This window comes from Micromonospora kangleipakensis (assembly GCF_004217615.1).
Lineage (GTDB): Bacteria > Actinomycetota > Actinomycetes > Mycobacteriales > Micromonosporaceae > Micromonospora > Micromonospora kangleipakensis.
Genome location: NZ_SHLD01000001.1, coordinates 4,945,855 through 4,964,483, shown reverse-complemented (window position 1 = coordinate 4,964,483; position 18,629 = coordinate 4,945,855). Strand labels below are relative to the sequence as shown.

The 18,629-nt window shown below is 69.4% G+C and carries 24 protein-coding genes; 9 read left to right on the top strand and 15 right to left on the bottom strand.

Features of this window, described 5'->3' with window-relative positions; genetic code table 11:
• Window positions 1–248: 248 nt before the first annotated feature.
• Together EV384_RS23940 and EV384_RS23935 are read left to right on the top strand one after the other, a co-directional pair.
• On the top strand, window positions 249–1,145 hold the full coding sequence (locus EV384_RS23940; protein WP_130336688.1) for a helix-turn-helix domain-containing GNAT family N-acetyltransferase: 897 nt from the start codon (window positions 249–251) through the stop codon (window positions 1,143–1,145).
• Between the two features lie 124 nt (window positions 1,146–1,269).
• Window positions 1,270–2,427, top strand: coding sequence for an acyltransferase family protein (locus tag EV384_RS23935; protein WP_165440052.1), 1,158 nt, complete (start codon window positions 1,270–1,272; stop codon window positions 2,425–2,427).
• Between the two features lie 365 nt (window positions 2,428–2,792).
• Here EV384_RS23935 and EV384_RS35040 read toward each other — a convergent pair whose 3' ends face one another.
• Window positions 2,793–3,464: a hypothetical protein gene (locus EV384_RS35040; RefSeq protein ID WP_165440051.1), complete on the bottom strand. Its 672-nt coding sequence runs from the start codon at window positions 3,462–3,464 to the stop codon at window positions 2,793–2,795.
• Window positions 3,465–3,483: 19 nt separating this feature from the next.
• Entirely contained in the window at window positions 3,484–3,999 is a 516-nt protein-coding gene (locus tag EV384_RS23925; protein ID WP_130336684.1) for an RNA polymerase sigma factor, read from the bottom strand.
• A gap of 116 nt (window positions 4,000–4,115) precedes the next feature.
• Here EV384_RS23925 and EV384_RS23920 point away from each other — a divergent pair, with 116 nt between their 5' ends.
• Genes EV384_RS23920 through EV384_RS23905 form a run of 4 tightly spaced genes read left to right on the top strand, consistent with a single transcriptional unit; the run spans window position 4,116 to window position 6,490 of the window.
• On the top strand, window positions 4,116–4,565 hold the full coding sequence (locus EV384_RS23920; protein ID WP_130336682.1) for a hypothetical protein: 450 nt from the start codon (window positions 4,116–4,118) through the stop codon (window positions 4,563–4,565).
• A gap of 4 nt (window positions 4,566–4,569) precedes the next feature.
• The gene (locus EV384_RS23915) at window positions 4,570–5,232 is read left to right on the top strand and encodes a cytochrome b/b6 domain-containing protein (protein WP_130336680.1); all 663 of its coding nucleotides are present in this window, start codon (window positions 4,570–4,572) and stop codon (window positions 5,230–5,232) included.
• Window positions 5,222–5,425: a zf-HC2 domain-containing protein gene (locus tag EV384_RS23910; RefSeq protein WP_130336678.1), complete on the top strand. Its 204-nt coding sequence runs from the start codon at window positions 5,222–5,224 to the stop codon at window positions 5,423–5,425. The genes EV384_RS23915 and EV384_RS23910 overlap by 11 nt, the downstream gene beginning before the upstream one ends.
• A gap of 54 nt (window positions 5,426–5,479) precedes the next feature.
• Entirely contained in the window at window positions 5,480–6,490 is a 1,011-nt protein-coding gene (locus EV384_RS23905; RefSeq protein ID WP_242624248.1) for an ornithine cyclodeaminase family protein, read from the top strand.
• A 37-nt stretch (window positions 6,491–6,527) separates the two neighbouring features.
• Here the strand turns inward: EV384_RS23905 and EV384_RS23900 are convergent, their stop codons facing one another.
• From EV384_RS23900 to EV384_RS23845, 12 genes are all read right to left on the bottom strand, one after another.
• Window positions 6,528–7,283 carry a tRNA(His) guanylyltransferase Thg1 family protein gene (locus EV384_RS23900; RefSeq protein ID WP_130336676.1) on the bottom strand — a complete coding sequence of 252 codons (756 nt, stop codon included), beginning with the start codon at window positions 7,281–7,283 and terminating at the stop codon, window positions 6,528–6,530.
• Between the two features lie 5 nt (window positions 7,284–7,288).
• A complete protein-coding gene (locus tag EV384_RS23895; RefSeq protein ID WP_207232439.1) occupies window positions 7,289–7,756 on the bottom strand; it encodes an ATP-binding protein in 468 nt (155 codons plus the stop codon).
• Between the two features lie 121 nt (window positions 7,757–7,877).
• The gene (locus EV384_RS23890; RefSeq protein ID WP_207232438.1) at window positions 7,878–8,585 is read right to left on the bottom strand and encodes a hypothetical protein; all 708 of its coding nucleotides are present in this window, start codon (window positions 8,583–8,585) and stop codon (window positions 7,878–7,880) included.
• Window positions 8,586–8,778: 193 nt separating this feature from the next.
• On the bottom strand, window positions 8,779–9,327 hold the full coding sequence (locus EV384_RS23885; RefSeq protein ID WP_130336674.1) for a YceI family protein: 549 nt from the start codon (window positions 9,325–9,327) through the stop codon (window positions 8,779–8,781).
• Window positions 9,328–9,330: 3 nt separating this feature from the next.
• Complete coding sequence (locus EV384_RS23880) at window positions 9,331–9,531, bottom strand: hypothetical protein (RefSeq protein WP_130336672.1); 201 nt, start codon at window positions 9,529–9,531, stop codon at window positions 9,331–9,333.
• A gap of 45 nt (window positions 9,532–9,576) precedes the next feature.
• Complete coding sequence (locus tag EV384_RS23875; RefSeq protein WP_130336670.1) at window positions 9,577–9,897, bottom strand: ArsR/SmtB family transcription factor; 321 nt, start codon at window positions 9,895–9,897, stop codon at window positions 9,577–9,579.
• A complete protein-coding gene (locus EV384_RS23870) occupies window positions 9,894–10,331 on the bottom strand; it encodes an SRPBCC domain-containing protein (protein WP_130336668.1) in 438 nt (145 codons plus the stop codon). Before EV384_RS23870 ends, EV384_RS23875 begins: the two co-directional genes overlap by 4 nt.
• A gap of 248 nt (window positions 10,332–10,579) precedes the next feature.
• Window positions 10,580–12,727: an RNA polymerase recycling motor ATPase HelR gene (helR, locus tag EV384_RS23865; RefSeq protein ID WP_207232649.1), complete on the bottom strand. Its 2,148-nt coding sequence runs from the start codon at window positions 12,725–12,727 to the stop codon at window positions 10,580–10,582.
• Window positions 12,728–13,086: 359 nt separating this feature from the next.
• A complete protein-coding gene (locus tag EV384_RS23855; RefSeq protein WP_130336664.1) occupies window positions 13,087–14,742 on the bottom strand; it encodes an MDR family MFS transporter in 1,656 nt (551 codons plus the stop codon).
• Window positions 14,742–14,888, bottom strand: coding sequence for a hypothetical protein (locus EV384_RS35035; protein ID WP_165440050.1), 147 nt, complete (start codon window positions 14,886–14,888; stop codon window positions 14,742–14,744). The genes EV384_RS23855 and EV384_RS35035 overlap by 1 nt, the downstream gene beginning before the upstream one ends.
• Window positions 14,885–15,040 (bottom strand): hypothetical protein, encoded by a 156-nt coding sequence (locus tag EV384_RS35535; protein ID WP_207232437.1) that lies wholly within the window; start codon window positions 15,038–15,040, stop codon window positions 14,885–14,887. The genes EV384_RS35035 and EV384_RS35535 overlap by 4 nt, the downstream gene beginning before the upstream one ends.
• A 211-nt stretch (window positions 15,041–15,251) precedes the next feature.
• Complete coding sequence (locus EV384_RS23845; protein ID WP_130336662.1) at window positions 15,252–15,641, bottom strand: PPOX class F420-dependent oxidoreductase; 390 nt, start codon at window positions 15,639–15,641, stop codon at window positions 15,252–15,254.
• A gap of 270 nt (window positions 15,642–15,911) precedes the next feature.
• Here EV384_RS23845 and EV384_RS23840 point away from each other — a divergent pair, with 270 nt between their 5' ends.
• The 3 genes from EV384_RS23840 to EV384_RS23830 all read left to right on the top strand — a co-directional run bounded on the left by EV384_RS23840 (window position 15,912) and on the right by EV384_RS23830 (window position 17,409).
• Window positions 15,912–16,103, top strand: a complete 192-nt coding sequence (locus EV384_RS23840) for a hypothetical protein (RefSeq protein ID WP_130336660.1) — start codon at window positions 15,912–15,914, stop codon at window positions 16,101–16,103.
• Window positions 16,104–16,222: 119 nt separating this feature from the next.
• Window positions 16,223–16,522 carry a transposase gene (locus tag EV384_RS23835; protein WP_130334535.1) on the top strand — a complete coding sequence of 100 codons (300 nt, stop codon included), beginning with the start codon at window positions 16,223–16,225 and terminating at the stop codon, window positions 16,520–16,522.
• Entirely contained in the window at window positions 16,495–17,409 is a 915-nt protein-coding gene (locus EV384_RS23830; protein WP_341273639.1) for an IS3 family transposase, read from the top strand. The genes EV384_RS23835 and EV384_RS23830 overlap by 28 nt, the downstream gene beginning before the upstream one ends.
• 526 nt (window positions 17,410–17,935) lie before the next feature.
• On the opposite strand, the gene EV384_RS23820 is transcribed toward EV384_RS23830, so the two are convergent.
• A complete protein-coding gene (locus EV384_RS23820; RefSeq protein WP_130336656.1) occupies window positions 17,936–18,373 on the bottom strand; it encodes a hypothetical protein in 438 nt (145 codons plus the stop codon).
• Window positions 18,374–18,629: the final 256 nt, after the last annotated feature.

Below are 18,629 nucleotides of genomic sequence, written 5' to 3'. Positions count from 1 at the left end.
TGTTGCCTCCAAGCCCGTGAAGGGACAGTGCCGATGAAGGCTCCGCCGTCGCCGATGGTGGCGCGACTCGTCATGTGTCACCTGTGGAGCTGGATAACATTCATCCACTGGCGGTGTCCGCCGTCGCTGCTGCAGTCGATGCTGCCGTCCGGGCTGGCGGTGGAAACTTTCCCACCCCGACCAACCCGGCCAACGTTTGTGGACACGGCACTAGCGCCAGCCCCACATGCCTGACTAAAGTCAGGTATGTGGAATCGGAGCTCATCGCCGCCGTCCGGCGGTTCAACCGGACGGTCACCCAGCGGGTAGGGGCGCTCGACGACGAGTACATGACCCGTGGACGCTCCCTTGCCCAGGCGCGCCTGCTATGGGAAATCGGCCGCGGCGGCGCCGAGGTCGCGGCGCTACGGGCCCGGCTCGGGCTGGACTCGGGGTATCTCAGCCGGCTCCTACGCATCCTCGAAAGCGACGGTCTCGTCACCGTCGGGCCGGCCGAGCCGGTCGGCGGCGACGGGCGGGTACGGGCCGCCGCCCTCACCGACGCCGGCCGGGCCGAGTGGACTGAGCTCGACATGCGCTCCGACGAGTTCGCCTGGTCGATCCTCGAGCCGCTCACCGAGCACCGCCGCGAACGGCTCGTCGCGGCGATGGCCGAGGTCGAGCGGCTGCTCATCGCCTCGATGGTGATCGTCGAGCCGTGCCCGCCGGGCGACCCGCGGGCCCGGGCGTGCGTGCGAGCCTACGCCCGGGACGTGGCGCGGCGGTTTGACGCCGGGTTCGACCCGGCGCTGAGCAGCCAGGTTCATGACGAAGAACTCGTCCCGCCCGCCGGCGTGTTCCTGCTCGCCACCCTCAACGCCGAGCCCGTCGGCTGCGGCGCGGTCAAGCTCCACCGCGACGCACCCGCCGAGATCAAGCGTATCTGGGTGGCAGACACCGTACGCGGGCTCGGGATCGGGCGGCGGTTGCTGAGCGAGCTGGAACGATACGCCGCCGAGCGGGGCTGGACCGCCGTCCGGCTGGACACCAATCGCAACCTCACCGAGGCGATCGCGATGTACCGGTCGGCTGGCTACCGCGAGATCGAGCCGTATAACACCGAGTACTACGCCCACCACTGGTTCGAGAAGCACCTCGCGCCGTGACGGCGCACGTGGCCCTCCGTCGCCAGTTCATCGCTCACTCCGGCGTTGTGCAGCGGTCACCCGGCCAAATGTTTCGCCCATGGGCCCCATCGATATCTTCGCCCGCGCCGGAGAGAATCCACATATGTCCACGATCGTCCAGGCCCGACGATCACAGCGGATGCCTCAGATAGGCAACCTCAAGACCGCCATGGTCGCGTGGATCGTCGCCGGGCACGCCCTGCTCGGCTATTCGTCGATCGGTGGCTGGCCCTACGACGAGGTCAACGAGGTCACGTTCGATCGTCGATCAGAGTGGTTGCTGGCCATCCTGATCGGCCCGTCGGCCCTCTTCGTCGTCGGCACATTCTTCTTCCTGGCCGGGCTGTTCTCGCCCGCCGCCGTTGCCCGCAAGGGGTCGGCGCGGTTCGCGGGTGATCGGATCCTGCGGCTCGGTGTGCCGTTCCTGTGTTTCATGGGACTGATCTGGCCGCTGTTCATGTGGGCTGCGTACCGCGCGGCCGGCTACCGCGTGTCGTACTGGTGGACCTTCACGCACCGCCAACCCTTGCTGGATTCCGGCCCACTGTGGTTCGCCGAGGTGCTGCTGTACTTCTCGCTCGCATACGCCGCGTGGAGCTGGGCGGCTACCCGGCTGCGTCGGCAACCTCGTCCCGAGCCCGGGCCGTTCGGCGGTGGCCACCTGGTTGCGCTTGCCGCCGCCGTCGCGGTCGCCTCGTTCGTGATCCGGCTGTGGTTCCCCGCCCGGAGCACGCAGGTCCTGGATCTGCACCTGTGGCAATGGCCGCAATGCCTTGCGATGTTCGGGTTGGGCGTCGTGGTCGCGCGGCGCGGGTGGGTCGGCAGCGTGCCGGAGGGCCTGCGGCACGCCTGCGGCCTCGCCGTGGCGGTCACGCTGGCCGCCGTGGCGGTACTGGCTGTCGCGCTGGGCGTGTCGAGTCTCGCCGAGGCCGCCACCCCGTTCCTCGGCGGCTGGCATTGGCAGGCGCTGCTGCTGGCCGGTGTGGAGGCCTGCCTGGTGGTTGCGGGATCGGTGTGGGCGCTCGGCACGGCGCAGCACCACCTACTGAACGGCGGCCGGCTTTCGGTGGCCTGCGGCCGCGCCTCGTACGCCGCATTCGCCTTGCAGGGACCCGTCCTGCTGGCCTTGGCGATCGCGGCCCGGCCGCTACCCCTCCCGGCTGAGGCCAAGGCCCTCGTGGTGGGGGCGTTCGGCGTCCCGGCTTGCTTCTGGCTCGGATGGCTGATCATCGCGCGCACTCGGCTCGGCCGGCTCCTGTAGGCCACCGTCGCGCGGCTGCTGCAGTCGATGACGGCGGCGGGACAGCCCGCGCCCACCGGTGATCCCCTGCTCCACGGGTCTGCTGGCGTGCCCGTACGGGTGGGAAGGTGGCATCGGGAATGGCTGGTGCGAGCGGACCGCGGCCGAGTTCGACTACAAAGCCCTACCGGAGACCTTGGAGGACAGGCCGGTGGCAACTTCGTGGTGACCCGGAATCAGCCGTCGGCGACGGGGGTACGGCTCGTGCCCGGACGCGGGTAGGCGTCGGCGGCCGCGGCCAGGCGGGCGGCGTGGTCGCGTTGCTGCTGCCCGCGGAGCGCCGCCGGGGGAGACGGTCGACCCCGGTGATCGTCTCCGGGGCCACGTCACCGGGTGGCGCGCAGCAGGGCGTCGGTCGACTGGAGGCGGATCTCGCTGACCTCGGCGACCGCCATTCGGAGCCGGTATCCGAAAGTCCCCGTGCGGTTGATGACCTGGCAGGTGCCGATCGCGTGCGCGGCGCCGGCACGGTCAACGGCGAGGACCGAGTATGCGCCGTCGGCCGGCGCGGTGGTGACGGTGACCAACAGCCAGGACGGGTTTCCCTGGTAGAGGAAGACGGTGCCGGCCGGTCGTGCGTCGGCAGTGGTCAGTGTGGTTGCCTTCAGGTAGCGACCGTTGGCAACGGCGAGCGTCTGCCGGTACTGCTCGGCCAGGCGCCGGTCTTCGGCGGTGCGCGACTGGACGTACAGCGCCCCGCCGCCAGCGGCGACCAGCATGCAGACCGCAAACGCCAGGGCCGCCACGACTCGCCGGCGGGCCAGGAGCCGCCGCCGGGGTGGCGGGGTGGAAGCCGCGTCCAGCCGGGCGAGGACGGTGCTCTCGAACCGCGGGGGAGGCTCGACGGAGGGCGCCAGCAGCAGGACCGCATCGGCGGCCGTGGTCAACTGGTTGAGGTCTCGGCGGCAGTCCTGGCAGCGCGAGACGTGGGCCAGGGCCCAAGCCCGATCATCCCCGGCGGCCGCACCGGTGGCGAGCTCCGGGAGCAGGCCATGCACGTCGCGACACTGCGGCAGCTCATTCATCACGTACCTCGAAATGATCGCGCAGCCGGGACATGCCCAGTCTGATCCTCGTTTTGACGGTGCCCAGCGGTACGCCCTGCCGCTCGGCGATCTCCTTCGCGGTGAGTCCGTGAAAGATCGCCAGGACGACAGCGGTGGCCTGTTCGAGCGGCAGCCCGCGCAGGGCGACGCGGATGCGGTCGGCGTCGGCCACCTCGTCGGACGGTTCGGCGATGGCATTGTCGGCAGCGGTGAGCAGCGCCAGCATCACCTCCGGCTCGTAGGGGCGGTCGCGGCGCAGCCGGATCGCGTCGATCGCCGCATTCCGGGTGATCGACAGAAGCCACGGCAGCACGGCGCCACGGCGGGGATCGTAGCCGCCTGCGTACCGCCAGGCCCGCACGAACGCCTCCTGGGCGACGTCCTCCGCGGTGGCCGTGGCCCCGACGATACTGACCGCGAGGCCGAAGACCCGGGCCTGGAAGCGGCGGACGAAGCTCGCCGTGGCCTGCGGGTCGCCGGCGGCCATCCCGGCGATCAGCGCCTCGTCACTGACACCCACATTCAGTACTACGCACGACAGGTCGGTGCGGGATCTCTTTTCTGCGACAGATCCCGCACGAGGTCGACGCAGGTAGTACTGGTATGAGACTGAAGATCGCGATAGGGGCGGCAATGCTGGCGACGCTGGCCGCCTGCACCGGGACGAACGGCGCTACCGGGGGCGACAGCGGCAAACTGTCCGTCATCGTCGCCGAACCCGTCAGCGGCGCCACCGTGTCCATCCCGTTCACCGTCAAGGTCGACAGCAGCGTGCCGCTCGGCTCCAGCGAGTCCGGCCAGCACCACGTGCACATCTGGTTCGACGACAACGAAACCGACTACCTCATCGTCGAGTCCAACACCACCCAGATCACCGACGCCCCCTCCGGGCAGCACACGATGCACGTGTCGCTGCGCAACGCCAACCACTCGCCGGCCGGGGCCGAAGCCACCACGCCGATCACCATCGGAAGCGGTGGCGTGCACGTACCCTCGCCCAGCGCCGCAGGCGAGGGGACGTCACCCACGACATCCGACCCGTACACCTACTGACGGCATGGCCAGCGACCCAGGCACCGTCCGGCGCTACTCCCGCGCCACGCGGTGGTTTCACGCACTCACCTATCTCACCGTGCTGATCCTGCTGGGTACCGGCTGGTGGCTGGTCGCCGGGCGGGAGGGGCAGCCCAGTGTTGCCGCTCGGCTGACCGGGATCGCCGACACCAGCCTGCACCGGTACGCCGGCTGGGTGCTGACGGCACTGGCCGCCAGTGCGGTGACGCTCGGGGTACGGGCAACCCGCACGTTCGTCCGCGAGTCGCTGCGCCACGACCGCGGGGATCTGAGGTGGTTCGCCCGCTGGCCGGGCGCACTCGTGACCGGCCGGTTCGCCCGGCACGAGGGCCATTTCGACCCGGGACAGCGCGCCGCGAACCTGCTGATGGTCGGGCTGTTCGTGGCCCTGATCGGCAGCGGCATCGGGTTGGTACTGGTTACCGGCGGCCCCTGGTTCGTCTGGCTGCAGCGGGTGCACCGCTGGGCCACGTACCTCATCACGCCGGTACTCATCGGACACATCGTCATCGCAGCCGGCCTCCCGCCCGGGTACCGCGGCGTGGCCCGAGCCATGCACCTCGGTGGCCGCCTGCCGCTACGGGTCGCTGAGCGGGTCTGGCCAGGCTGGCTCGATCGGCATCGCGGAGTGCAACATGACAGCTGAGCCGCCGTGCACGTTCACGACCTCCGTCGCCTCGCTGCTCATCGGCGCCCTCGGCCCGCTCGAGCGGCAGGAGGTCGAAGCCCACCTACGGCGGTGCGCGGTGTGCCTGGAGGAACTCATTTTCCTCGCGCCGCTGCCCGGCCTGCTGCACCGAGCGGTGCCGCCTGGTTCGTGCCCCCGATGCGATCCGTGATCGACCGGATGGAAATGTCGGCTCTCTCGAGTTCTTCACATAGCGTCGGGCGCTATGAACGAGGTCAACGAGGATCCCACTCGCACTGCCCTTCCTGTCCGGCAATTTGTCGGGATGCACCTGATCTCCGGAGACGACGTCGCGGAGATCCCGATCCGGGACGCGGTCGACGCCTTGGAGACCGCCCTGTGCGGCGGCCTCGATCCTGAGCAGGACACACCCCGTTCCCGGGTGACCACCGAGGCCGGGGAACTGCTCGTCATGCCGTCCACCCTGGGCGCCTTCTCGGGCGTGAAGCTGCTTTCCAGCACCCCGGACAATCCCCGCCGCGGACGACCGCTCATCCAGGGGGCTTTCATCCTCTTCGAAGGTCCGGAGCAACGTGCGGCCGCCATCATCGACGGCGTCGCCCTGACAAACCTGCGCACCCCTGCCGTCTCCGCGCTCGCCGTACGACACCTCCGGCCCGAGGTGGCCGACCCGCTCCGGCTCACGATCTTCGGCGCCGGACCGCAGGCGCGCGGCCACGCCGAGGCCATCCTTGCCCTGTACGAGATCAGCGAGGTCTCGCTGGTGGGACGCGACAGCGCACGCCGCGACCGTCTCGCCGGGCACCTCGCCGACACCGGCGTCCCGGTACGGGTGTCCGGTCCCGACGCGTCCGCAGCGGCGGTAGCGCAGGCGGACATCATCTGTTGCTGCACGAGTGCACCGGCTCCGCTCTTCGACGGCAGCCTGGTCAAGGCGGACGCCGTTGTCGTCGCGATCGGTTCACACTCCCCGCACATGCGTGAGGTCGACGACCGGCTCGTCAACCGCGCGAGCGTCGTCGTCGAATCCCGCGCCAGCGCGTTACGCGAGGCGGGTGACGTCGTGATTCCCCTGGCTGCCGGCGTCGTGCGCGAGGAGGACCTGTACGCGCTGCGCGATGTCGTGACCGGCAGCGCGCAGCTACCCACCGGTGGACCCAGGCTGTTCAAGGGGACCGGCATGCCGTGGCAGGACCTTGTCGTCGGCGCCGAGATCTACCGCAGCTACGTCACCGCGCACGACGGTGCCCCTTGATACGGCGAGGTGCCGTCACCCCTCGGGCCGACTGGGTCTATTTCTGGCCGGTGGCGAGGGCGGTGATGAGCTGCCGGTAGGCGTCCTTGATCGGTAGGTCGCGTTCGGTTTTCATACGGCGGCGGGTGGTGGTGACGGGGGCGCCGCGTACGGGATCGAAGCCGGTGTGCTCGTGGGTTTCCCACCACAGCCCGGTGCCCCGCCGCTGCCAGGCAGGAAGGCCGTTGAAGTTGATACCGCGGCGGAACAGCAGCTCGTTCTTGTCCGCGGTACTGGTTCCTTCCAGCGTGCGGCTGGCCTGCCGAGCCGACTGGCCGTCCTTGCGTAGCGTCCAGTAGCACCAGCCGTTGAGCGCGCTGCGAGTTGCGTCGGACTGCCGCCAGGAGAAGTAGTCGACGACATCCTCAACGCCGACTCCGACCCAGAGGCGGGAGTCGAAATGAGCCGACTCGCTGGCCGCATGGGTGAACGCCGCGGAGGCGATGCCGGCCGAGATCGACACGAGCTTCTCCACGCTGCGGCCGAACAGGTCGGAGGCCGGATCGAGCAACAGCGAGATCTCGTCGCTCTGGGTGTAGGCGTAGCGGCCACCCACTTCCGCCAGCAGCGCTTGGGCGGTGACCACCATGAGGTCGCAGAACCGTGCGTCGAACGGCTTGTCGAAGCGCTGCTCGGTGAGTCGGGAGAATCCCCGCCCGTCGACCCTGATCACAGTCCAGGCACCCGCCAGCACGCGCAGCGGGTGGAAGTACTCCCGGGCCCGTTGCCGGGCCTCGAACTCCTCGGCGTTCACGGCGTTCAGCCTTCCATCGGTTCGACCTGGAACCCGCCCCTGCCGTCGAGCCGGACTTCGTACAGCCGGTCGAATCCATCGACCTGTCGAGGGCGTCGGAGCCGCTTGAGCGTGTCATACAGCCCAACCTCCGGCACCCGGGCTCGATCCTCACGCGCCGCGTTGCGGTCGAGCGCCGCAGGCAGATCGGGCGGGAACCAGTACCCGACCGTCATCGCGCCGTGGGCGCGGGCAGCCTCGATCAGCGGTTGCCACTCGCGAGGTGAGGGATTGGTGTTGTCCACCACGACGCATTGCCTCGTGGCCAGGGCCTCGTTGACGAGCCGCATCTGACGGCGCTGGCGATGGCGGGCATTCGGGAACGCGTCCTTGCTGACCACCACATGATTGTCGGTCAGCAGGCGGCGGCAGAACGTTGTCTTGCCCGACGCCTGCAGACCGATCAAGATCGCCAGTTCCAGCCGATCAACCACAGACCGCCTCCGGTACCCGCATCCCAGTCATCGAGAAGAGCTGATCGTGCTGCGGGGGCGAGCGGTGACCGTTGTTGTCCCGCCGTCCGTCAGGGCCGGCCGGCGGGGCGGTTCGGCCCGATTATCGCCGGGTCCAAGAGTTGCTTCGCAGCGAGTTCGCCCAGTGCGTCGCACCGACTCCGGTCTGCTGCGGTCCGGTGTCCGTCGAGCCGGGCTGCGGGGTCTGGCCTGCCGGGGTCGGGCCGAGCCACTCGGCACCTAGTGGGCGATCGCGCTCCGGAGTGGCAAGCGAAGTAAATTCGTCCGAAGGTTTCATTTCGGGCGCGTCGACGGCTGGCTGCGGCCAGCGCCGCCAGCGCTGACGGCTGAGCACGGCGACCAGCATCGCGGCACCGACCAGCAGCGTCGTGCCGGTCCGCACCGGCGTGGCCAGGTCGGCGTGCAGCCCTGCCACGGTCACCTTATGGCCGAGGAGGTGCAGCAGCCAGGTCGGGCGGGGCAGCATGGCGAGATAACTGCCCGCGTACACGACCCCGGTCAGCACTGCGCCCAACGGGGAAAATCGCAGGGTGGCGATGAGCCCGAGCAGGATCCCGCCCGCCAGCAGCAGCAGCGCGGTCCGAACGTAGTCACCCGTGTCGAAGGCACCGCTGGTCTGCGCCGCGGTGAAGGCCTGGACCGAGCGGTCCTGTCCGATGGCGAGAAGAATCCAGGCCAAGGGACCGATAACGATCGCGGCTATCAAGGTTCCGATATGTCGCATCGGGGGACCGTACCTCTGCGGCGGAACGATGAAAACCCCCAGCGCGGACAGTCGTTCCTCGCTCACGATGAGGCGTCGCCAAGGGTCAGGCACAGACCCACCGGCGGATCGACCAGGACTACACCCGCCCGGACGGCACCCGGGTCGCGACGCTGACCGGGGTGGCGGGCTGCTCGACCTGTCAGCCCGGCGGGAGCGGTTCAAGGAGCTGGCTACCGACCCGGGGCCGCTCAACCTCTGAGGCCCGGTCCGGACCAGGTCAACGTCCGAGGTCGACCTCGATCTCCACCTCGACGTCGTCACGGACCTTGAGGGCGCCGAGAAAGGCCGAGTACGGCTTGATTCCGTACGCCGACTGGGTCACCACCGTGGCGGCGCGGTACCGGTCGGGCGTCACCTCGCGTACCTCGACGTCGATGGGAGCGGCGACCCCGTGCAGAGTGAGCGTTCCGCTGATGGTGGCGTGGTCGTCGCCGGTGACGACGCGGTTGGACTCGAAGGTGGCCGTCGGGTGGCGACCGACCTCCAGCGTGCGCCGGGCGTTGTTCTCGATCTCGCCCCGGTCCCTGTCGGTCAGCGGTCGCGCACCGCCGGTGCCCTCCCGCACGGCCAAGGATCCCAACTCAACGCGGGCCGTCGCGGTGGCGTCCACCGGCCCGGTCTCGGGAACGTCCAGCTCCACCGACCAGTCGGTCACCTCAATGGTCAGGTCGTGCCCGACGGTCGAGCCGACACCCTTGCGGCTGGTGCGCAGTAGCATCCGCCCGTTGTTCGGGCCGAACCGCAACCGGCCGGTCGTGATCGCCACCCGTCAACTGTACGCGGAATCACCACCGCCCTCATCGCAACCAGGCATTTCATTCAAGCGACGCGAGCTTCTTGCGGACGCCAGGAGCATGTCGCCATGGTCGGCCAGAAGGTCGAGCTCGGCGGAGATGTCGTCCATGGCGCGCAGTGCTGCGAGGGCGCCCTCGCAGCAGTCGACGGCGTTCGGGGTGTCGCCTGCGGCCACCCGTACCTGCCCGATCAGCGTCGCTCATCACCTGCCGTTGCGGTATCAGGACTGTTCGGCCTGGCGCTTGAGCAGGGCCAGCCGCTCGTCCCAGGTGGCGGCCAGGCTGGTCATCCACGACGCGGTGGCGACCAGCGACTCCGGCCGTACCTGGAACCGCACCTCACGGCCGGCCCGTACGCCGGTCACGAGGCCGGAGGCGCGCAGCACGCCGAGGTGCTTGAGGATGCCCTGCCGGGTCACCGGCAGCTCCCGGGCCAGCGCGCTGGCCGTGCTCGGCGAGCGCCCGAGCAGCTCGAGCACCCGCCGCCGGGTCGGATCGGCCAGCGCCACGAACACCCGGTCGACCTCGACCGCGGTGGTCATCCCGGCTGCTGCGCCCGGTCGCGCAGACTGTCCAGCTGCTCGCCCCAGCCCTGGGTGTTGCCGTCGAAACTCTTGCGGCGCGCCTCCTCCGGGATGGGCAGGGCGGCGAACCCGGTCTCGACCACGGTCACCCTGATGGCCTCGGCCTCGCTGGCCAGGTGGAACTCGACCAGCGTGGTGTTGTCGCCGGTGAGATCCTCTCCCGGGCTGGTGCTGGCCCACCGGAATGCGGCGTAGGTCTTCGGGTCGAAGCTCACCAACTGCACGGGGAATCGGCCCCACTGCTCGGATTCGCGGATTGCGATGGCCCCCGGCGTCCGGTCGATCGGGGCCGGGGTCTGGCTCGGCACCCACCACCCGGGCTCGGTCACCAGGTCCCAGACCCGGTCCAGTGGTGCCTCGATGAGCACGGAGCGCTCGATGCGGTCACTCATGTTTGTCTCCCTTCATCCGCAACTCCACAGTTGCACATCATCGGCCGATCTGCAACCCGCCGGTTACACATCACCCGATGGTGCGGTCCCCGGCCAGGGTCGTTGGACGGACCGCAGGGCGTTCTGCGCCGCGCGCAGCACCCTCGGTTACCTCAGCCCCGCCGCCTACGAGGCAACCGCCCGCCCGACTGGCAGTATGGTGGCCTGACACTTCACCGACCCGGTCCGTCAAAGCGGGTCAACCCCAGTCAGGATCTCGTGAGGATGACGAGTTGCTGGGTCGCTCGGGTCATCGCGACATAGCGGTCGACCGCTCCTTCGATGCCTGTGCCGAATGCCTCTGGGTCGATGAGGACGACCAGGTCGAACTCGAGCCCCTTCGACAGCTCCGGGGTCAGCGACCGGACGCGGGACGTCGCCCGGAACGTGGGATCGCCGATGACGCAGGCGATCCCGTCGGCGTGCGCGGCGAGCCAGGTGTCGAGGATCGAGCTCAGATCAGAAGCAGATCCGTGTACGACGGGGACGTCGCTGCTGCGGATGGAGGTCGGCACGTTGGCGTCCGGGAGCACGGCCCGGATGACCGGCTCGGCTTCCGCCATGACCTCTTCCGGCGTCCGGTAGTTGATGTTCAGGGAGGCCAGGTTTGTCCGGTCGAGCCCGATCCGCTCGAGCCGTTCCTGCCACGACTCCGTGAACCCGTGCCTGGCCTGGGCGCGGTCCCCGACGATGGTGAAGCTTCGGGACGGGCAGCGGAGCAGCAACATTTGCCACTCAGCGTCGGTCAGTTCCTGAGCCTCGTCCACGACGATGTGCGCGAACGGGCCGGCGAGCAGGTCCGGGTCGGCGCCCGACAGTCCTGACTCGTCGACCAAGGCGTCCCGCAGGTCCTGTCCGCGCAGCATCGTCAGCACGCCTTCGCCGTCGTCATAGACATCGGCCTCGATCAGGTCGTCGACGACCCTGGCCATGCGCTCGCGTTCGGCGGCGACCGCGGCGTCGTGCCGACGCTGACGTCGGGACGCCTCCGGGTCGCCGAGCCGCTGCCGTGCCGCGTCCAGGAGCGGCAGGTCGGACACCGTCCAGGCCTGGGCGTCGGCGCGCTGCAACGTCCGAACGTCGTCGGGGCTGAGCCAGGGAGCGCACTTGCGCAGATAGGCGGGTACCGACCACAGATCTCCGACGAGGTCGGCCGCTTCGAGCAGCGGCCACGCGCGGTTGAAGGCCGTGCGCAGATCCTTGTTCCGCAGCAGCGACATGCGGACCAGGTCGGCCGGTTCGTCGCCGTCGTGCTTGTCCACCAGGATCGTGAGCAGTTCCTCCCAGATCTGGTCGCGCGCCTCGTTGTGCGGGGTACCGGGTTCTCGTGCTTCGAACGCCTCGGCCCAATCGTCGGCGCTCAGGCAGACGTCGGACGAGTCGGTCGTGACCGTCATCCCCTTGGTCGGCGGCTCCTCGTAGAACCGGACGGCCGTCTCGATCGCCTTCACCAGGTCCGCGGACGACTTCAGGCGGGCCACCTCCGGGCCGGTCTCGATCGCGGCTGCGGCTCCCTCGGCGACGAGGTCCCGCAGCGTGCAGGTCTGCACGTCGTCCTCGCCGAGGCTGGGCAGGACGTCGCCGACGTAGGCCAGGTACGGCTGGTGCGGACCGACGAACAGCACGCCGCCCCGGCGGTGACCGAGGCGAGGGTCGGAATAGAGGAGGTAGGCGGTGCGGTGCAGCGCGACGACCGTCTTCCCCGTACCCGGACCGCCGTCGACGACGAGAGCGCCACGGGATCCCGCTCGGATGATGGCGTCCTGGTCGGCCTGGATGGTGCCGAGCACGTCCCGCATGCGGTTCGACCGGTTGCCGCCCAGGCTGGCGATGAAGGCCGACTGGTCGTCGAGCGCGGCGGCGTGCCCTTCGAACCCGTCCGCCGTGAACACCTCGTCCCAGTAGTCACTGATCCGGCCGCGGGTCCAGCGATAGCGGCGGCGGCTGGCCAGACCCATCGGGTTGGCGTGGGTCGCTCCGAAGAACGGCTCAGCCGCCGGGGAGCGCCAGTCGACCAGCAGCCGACGACCCGCGCTGTCCGTGAGGCCCTGTCGTCCGATGTACACCGGCTCGGGGTTGTCCGCGCTGACCATGCGTCCCAGGCACAGGTCCAAACCGAAGCGACGCAGTTGTCGCAGGCGAGCGGTCAGCCGGCGGACCTCCTGGTCCCGGTCCACCGCCTGCCGGCCCTTGCCGCCGGGTGCCTTGCGCGCGGCGTCGAGCAGGTCGGACAGGTCGGCGTCCACCTGCTCGAGGCTCTCCGCGATGGCCGCGAAGTGCTGCTCGTCGCGGGCGATCAGCGTCGGGTCGGCCTTGGGGGAGAGGTGGTCGGGAAGGTCAAACACGCTGGTAGTCAGGGGGTTCACGTCATCAGCTCCGATCTGAGGTCGCTTGCAATGGGAGACGAGTGCGCGGCGGCCCTGCGCACGGATCGCCTCGATGGCCACCCGGCGGCGTCTTTCGAGGCGCGCATGGGCATGCTGCCGAAACCCACGTATATGCCGGCGTCCAGGAACGCCACCAACTCGGCCGGGAGTGGGCGTTCGTCCGGCAGGATCCACGCGCCGGTCTGCACGACGTCGAGGTCCGCCGGCTCCTGCCACAGGCCCAGGATCGGGTCCGCCGCCAGCCACGGGTGGTCGGTGCGGCGTGGCCGCCATCATGTACGCCCCGCGCGGCGCCTGACCCGTGGCCGACGGGCCAGGCGTCCCGCGACTCAGTGCGGTGCCGCCGCCGCTTCCCGCGCGCGGCGCTCGTCGCCGGTGAGGGTGGACAGCGGCTTCTCCTTGATGAAGACCACCGCGAGCACGGCGAGGAACGCGATCGGCGCGGCCACCAGGAACAGGTCCGAGGTCGCCGTGCCGTAGATGTCGCGGATCACGGCGAGGACCGGCGCGGGCAGCGTCTCGAGGTCGGGCACCTTGGCGCTGCCTCCCCCGGTCGCCGCCGCACCGAAGTGGTCGACGAAGAGCGAGGTCACCCTGTTGGTGAGCACCGCGCCCAGCGCGCTCACCCCGATCGCGCCGCCCATGCTGCGGAAGAAGGTGAGCGTCGAGGTGGCCGCACCCAACTCGGCCGCGGGCACGTCGTTCTGCGCGGCGAGCACGAGGTTCTGCATGAGCATGCCGACCCCGATCCCGAGCACCACCAGGTACGCCGCCAGCAGCACCACGCCGGTCTTCGCGTCGATCGTGCTGAGCAACAGGAACCCGCCGGTCATCACGAGCGAGCCCACCACCAGGTACGCCTTCCAGCGCCCGAACCGCGTGATGAGTTGTCCGGCGACCGTCGAGGACACCAGCAGACCGAAAATCATCGGCAGGCTCATCAGGCCGGCCACCGTCGGGGACTTACCGAGCGCTACCTGGAAGTACTGCGACAGGAACACCGTACCGCCGAACAGCGCCACGCCGACCAGCGTGCTGGCCACCACGGTCAGCGCTACCGTGCGGTTGCGGAAGATGCCGAGCGGGATGATCGGCTCCGCGGCCCGCGACTCGGTCCACACCGCGAGCGCGAGCAGGAGCACGCCGCCGCAGACGAGCGCCGCGGTCTGCCACGAGCCCCAGGCGAAGTGCTGACCGGCCAGGCTGGACCAGATCAGCAGCGTGCAGACGCCGGCCATGATCAGCAGCGCGCCCAGCCAGTCGACCTTCACGGGCCGGCGGACGACCGGCAGGTGCAGCGTCTTCTGCAGCAGGGCGATCGCGGCCAGCGAGAACGGGATGCCGATGAAGAAGCACCAGCGCCAGCCCAGCCACGAGGTGTCCACCAGCACGCCGCCGATCAGCGGGCCGGCGATCGTGGCCGCGCCGAACACCGCGCCGAAGACGCCGGAGTAGCGGCCCAGCTCGCGCGGCGGGATCATCGCGGCCATCACGATCATCGCGAGCGCGCCCATGCCGCCGGCGCCCACGCCCTGCGCGATGCGGCTGACCAGCAGCAGCGTGACGTTCGGCGCGAAGCCGGCGATCAGCGAGCCGACCACGAACAGGCTCAGCGAGAGCTGGATCAGCAGCTTCTTACTGTAGAGGTCGGCCATCTTGCCCCAGAGCGGCACGGTCGCGGTCATCGACAGCAGCTCGGTGGTGACCACCCAGGTGTAGACCGACTGGGTGCCCCCGAGGTCGGCGATGATGCGCGGCAGCGCGTTGGAGACGATCGTCGAGGCCAGGATCGTGACGAACATGCCGAGCATGAGGCCGGACAGCGCCTGGATCACTTCGGCGTGCGACATCCGCCCGGACTGCTCGGCGGGCACCTCGTCGCGGGCGGCCGCCTCGGCGGCCGCGGGCACGCCGGCCACGGCCAGGTCGTCCGGCGCGATCGCCGCCGGGGTCCCGGCCGCGCCCGGCTCGGGTTGAACGGTCATCAGCTCTCCTCGGTGGTAGGGGTGGGTGTGGCCAGGCCGCCGGCGAGCATCGCGAACGCCTCGTCCACCTGGTCGGCGAGTGGGGCCGCGCCGTCGCCCGCCGTGGCCCGGCGCATCATCGCGGTGCGGAACGCGGCGCCCGTCACGGCCGCGACGACCTGCGCGTACGCGTCGTCGCGCGGCCCAAGACGTGGTCGCGGACGTTGTCCACCGGTGGCAGGCCGATCGACGCCCGGTGGATGTTGAGCGCCGCGCCGAACAGCGCGTCATAGCTCTGGGCGTCCAGGTCCCACAGCACCGGTTGTCGGTCACGTCCGGCGGGAACGGCCGGCCCGGCAGCGGGTGCGGCGGGTGGTGCGGCGACGGCAGCATGACCACGACCGGCACGTCGCCCAACCGGTCCGGGCGCGACAGCATGGCGAGCGGCCTGCGCAGGCCCGCTCCACCGCGTGTGCTACGTCGCCATCTCCCACCCGCTCAGGCTTGTGTAGCCCCGTCCTGGCGAGATTTCACACCGTACGGCTCGCTCGCGGCCCGTCCAGCCCCCACGAGACGATCTTGGTAGGTGTGATCCTGATGATCTCCCGAGAGAGGTACGGCAGGGGCGGCTCGTGGTCCGTCAGCGCCACCGCCGTGCCCCGGATCTCGATGCCTCGGGGCGCCCACGGATCGACCGTCGCCAGGTCGTCCACGACGAACGCGACCGTGCTGCCCTGCTGGACGTTCCGGAACTTCTTCGACGAGCCCAGCGCGCCCCCGCCGATGACGATCGTGCCAGTGCCGGCATCGACGAAGAAGTTGGTCGGGTTGTTCTGCACCTGCCCGTCGGGCGAGACGGTGGCCAGCCGCCCGATGCGCTGCGTGGCCAGGTAGTCGAGTTCTGTTTGGGTGAAGACCATGCACGTCAGCATGAAACCCCGTCCCCGCGCGACCCGATCGTCGACAACAACACACGCATTTCGCGACTCCCATTTCCGTAGGTTCTGGCCTCGGCCGGCAATTCTGCGGCACGACCCGGGTCTTGCCGCAAGTCCCCCGGTGCGGTATATGTTGAGAGTGGAAGGGAGTGGGTACTTCCCTTTCCCTTGATCGTCCGCTGGACGGACAACCTCCCCGCGAAGCGGCGTCGCGCCGCGTACGGCGGTACTGTCGGCCCAGGAGGATCTCCCGTGGGCCTACGGATACAGCCGCGGAACGAGAAGTTCTTCACCCTCTTCAGCAAGGCCGGCTCGAATGTCGTCGAGAGCGCTGCCATTCTCATGGAGTTCGTCGCCGCGCCGCACGAGCGCTGGGCGGAGCTCGCCAAACGCATGCACGACACCGAGCACGCCGGCGACGACACCACTAAGCTTGTCGTTTAACCTGCCGGCCCGATCAGCTGCGGATTCGACCCGGGATCCGCCTGCGCACTGTGGGCAGCAAGCGGCCTTGTGCCATTCCCCTCGTAGCGTGGAGGCCAGAGCTTGAGGGATAGAGGTTCATGGCTGAGACGAGACGCCAGTTCGATCCGGAGTTCCGGGCGGGCGCGGTGCGCATCGTGCGGGAGACCGGGAAGTCGATCGCGCAGGTCGCGCGTGACCTGGGGATCAACGACGGCACCCTTGCCAACTGGGTGAAGAAGGACCGCGAGACTCGCGGTGAGGCCGCTGCCGGGCAGTTGTCGGAGGACGAGCGGGCGGAGCTGGCCCGGCTGCGGCGGGAGAACGCGGAGCTGGCGATGGAGCGTGATGTCCTCAAGCGATCCGTGGTCCTGTGGGTCAAGGAAGCGACGGGCCGGTGAGCGTGGCCGGGTTCATCGCTTCCCAGAGGACCGAGCATGACGTGCCGCACGCGATCGCCTGCCGGGCCCTCGGAGTGTCCGAGTCGTGGTTCTACAAATGGCGCGACCGGCCGCCAACGCCCCGCGATGATCGGCGTGCCCGGCTGGCAGCCGCGGTCACGAAGGTCTTCGACGACTCGGGCGGCACCTACGGCAGCCCGCGCATCGGGATCGAGCTGCGCGAGCAGGGCTGGCAGGTCTCCGACAACACGATCGCGCAGCTCATGGCCGAGTTCGGCCTGGCCGCCCGTATCAAGCGCCGCCGGCGCAGCCTGACCCGCCAGGGCAAACGTCCGGCCGCACCGGACCTGGTCAAGCGGGTGTTCACCGCGCCGGCGCCGGATGTCGCCTGGTGCGGCGACATGACCGAGATCCGCACCGACGAGGGCAAGCTCTATCTGGCCACTGTCATCGACCTGTACTCGCGCCGGATCCTCGGCTACGCGATGGGCGCCCACCACGACGCCGGGCTGGTCGTCGCAGCGCTGAACATGGCCGCCGTCACCCGCGGCGGCCGCGTGGAAGGGGTGATCTTTCACAGCGACAGGGGCAGCGAGTACACCTCGGCCGACTTTGCCCGGGCCTGCGCCCGATGGAAGGTACGCCAGTCGATGGGCCGGGTCGGGTCCTGCTTCGACAACGCCGTCGCCGAGGCCACCTTCTCCACCATCAAGGTCGAGTACGTCCACCGCCGCCACTTCCGCACCCGCACCGAAGCCCGCCTGAAGATCGCCACCTGGATCACCGACTTCTACAACCAGCGCCGCCGGCACTCCGTCTGCGACTGGCGCTCACCCATCGACTACGAACGATCAGAGACCCGCGCCCTGGAGGCCCAGGCCGCATAACGGAGCCCTCCACGATTCCAGGGGATTGACACTTGGCGTGATCATGGATGTTGCTGAAGACATCAATGATCGACACCAAGGCCGTGAGGATGAGTGTGCTGGATGACGCTGCCCGCGTCGAGGCTTTATCAGGGATTGGGCCCCGGCGCGAAAGCCCCGACCGTGAGCGGTGAGGCTGGCAAGATCCGGAACAACACCCGAGCGGCAGCAGTCGCGGAGTCGGCCACGTCATGCGGCAGAGGCAGCCAGAAGGCAGCGAAAGGACCAGCAGCGGGCAGTAGGAGACGACACAGGGCAGCAACGAAGCCTTGCTCACCGGTGCAAGACGGCATCGGATGGCGTCCAACGATGCGTCGTACCCGCGTTCACACCGAAGAGTTCGGGCGCCTGATGCATGCGGATCGTCTGGGCCAGTGCGATGTGAAGATCCAGTCGAGGCCGTCTTCCCGGGGACTGTCGAGGTGTTCGGCGCACTGTGAGCCGACCTGGTGTAGCAACGCTGGGAGGCTGGTTATCCGGGCGGCGGTCAGGCGGCCCGCCACCGCAGCCGACTGTCCCCGGCCGAGCGCTTGCACACCATCAGCTTCCCTGTGCTGGTGCGTCCCACCGCGCCGGCCGCCTGGCAGGACCCACCGGGGTGCACACCGTTGCGCATGGACGGGCGGGTGGTGCGCTTCACGGTTGACTGGGGGCTGCGCGTCGGCTTCGGGGTGGGCTTGGCCGTCTTGCTCGGCGTCAGCGATGGACTGGCCGGGGCGAAGTTGGAGGGGAGGGCGGCGATGTGGTCGGCGCTTGCGCTCACCGAAGGGGTGGTCGTCGGCTCGTCGTCGCTGAGGAACTCGCCCAAGGCGTTACCGCAAGAGCAGAGGACCAGCAGCACCGCGAAGGTGACCTCGATGACCGTCGCCGGGTAGCGCTTGGCTTTCGAGAGGACTCCGGCCGGCGGGGGAGCGCGGTGCTTCACTGCGCGAGTGTGACTGGCCGCAGGAGTGGACGCCCATTACCCGTTTGGTTTTCCGGCTGTCAACAGTCGGACACAGGGGACTGCGGGCAATGAGACGCGGCAGTAGCCAGGCGAAGAGGTGGAGAGCCCGACGACGATGCGAAAAGGGGCATATGTCCTCCGGCGCCACGTACTCCGCCCACCAAGTGGTGGCTTTGTCGCTGTTGCAGTCGATGTTGGCGATGAGACTCGGCTCCGAGCATCAGTGGCTTCCCAG

Bases quoted from the DNA above. Each gene is read 5' to 3' on its own strand.
- EV384_RS23870 (WP_130336668.1), bottom strand. From the start codon at position 10,331: ATGAGTGACCGCATCGAGCGCTCCGTGCTCATCGAGGCACCACTGGAC.
- EV384_RS23935 (WP_165440052.1), top strand. From the start codon at position 1,270: ATGTCCACGATCGTCCAGGCCCGACGATCACAGCGGATGCCTCAGATA.
- EV384_RS23905 (WP_242624248.1), top strand. From the start codon at position 5,480: ATGAACGAGGTCAACGAGGATCCCACTCGCACTGCCCTTCCTGTCCGG.
- EV384_RS23920 (WP_130336682.1), top strand. From the start codon at position 4,116: ATGAGACTGAAGATCGCGATAGGGGCGGCAATGCTGGCGACGCTGGCC.
- EV384_RS23835 (WP_130334535.1), top strand. From the start codon at position 16,223: ATGGCTGAGACGAGACGCCAGTTCGATCCGGAGTTCCGGGCGGGCGCG.
- EV384_RS23915 (WP_130336680.1), top strand. From the start codon at position 4,570: ATGGCCAGCGACCCAGGCACCGTCCGGCGCTACTCCCGCGCCACGCGG.
- EV384_RS23845 (WP_130336662.1), bottom strand. From the start codon at position 15,641: ATGGTCTTCACCCAAACAGAACTCGACTACCTGGCCACGCAGCGCATC.
- EV384_RS23910 (WP_130336678.1), top strand. From the start codon at position 5,222: ATGACAGCTGAGCCGCCGTGCACGTTCACGACCTCCGTCGCCTCGCTG.
- EV384_RS23855 (WP_130336664.1), bottom strand. From the start codon at position 14,742: ATGACCGTTCAACCCGAGCCGGGCGCGGCCGGGACCCCGGCGGCGATC.
- EV384_RS23875 (WP_130336670.1), bottom strand. From the start codon at position 9,897: ATGACCACCGCGGTCGAGGTCGACCGGGTGTTCGTGGCGCTGGCCGAT.
- EV384_RS23925 (WP_130336684.1), bottom strand. From the start codon at position 3,999: ATGGCCGCCGGCGACCCGCAGGCCACGGCGAGCTTCGTCCGCCGCTTC.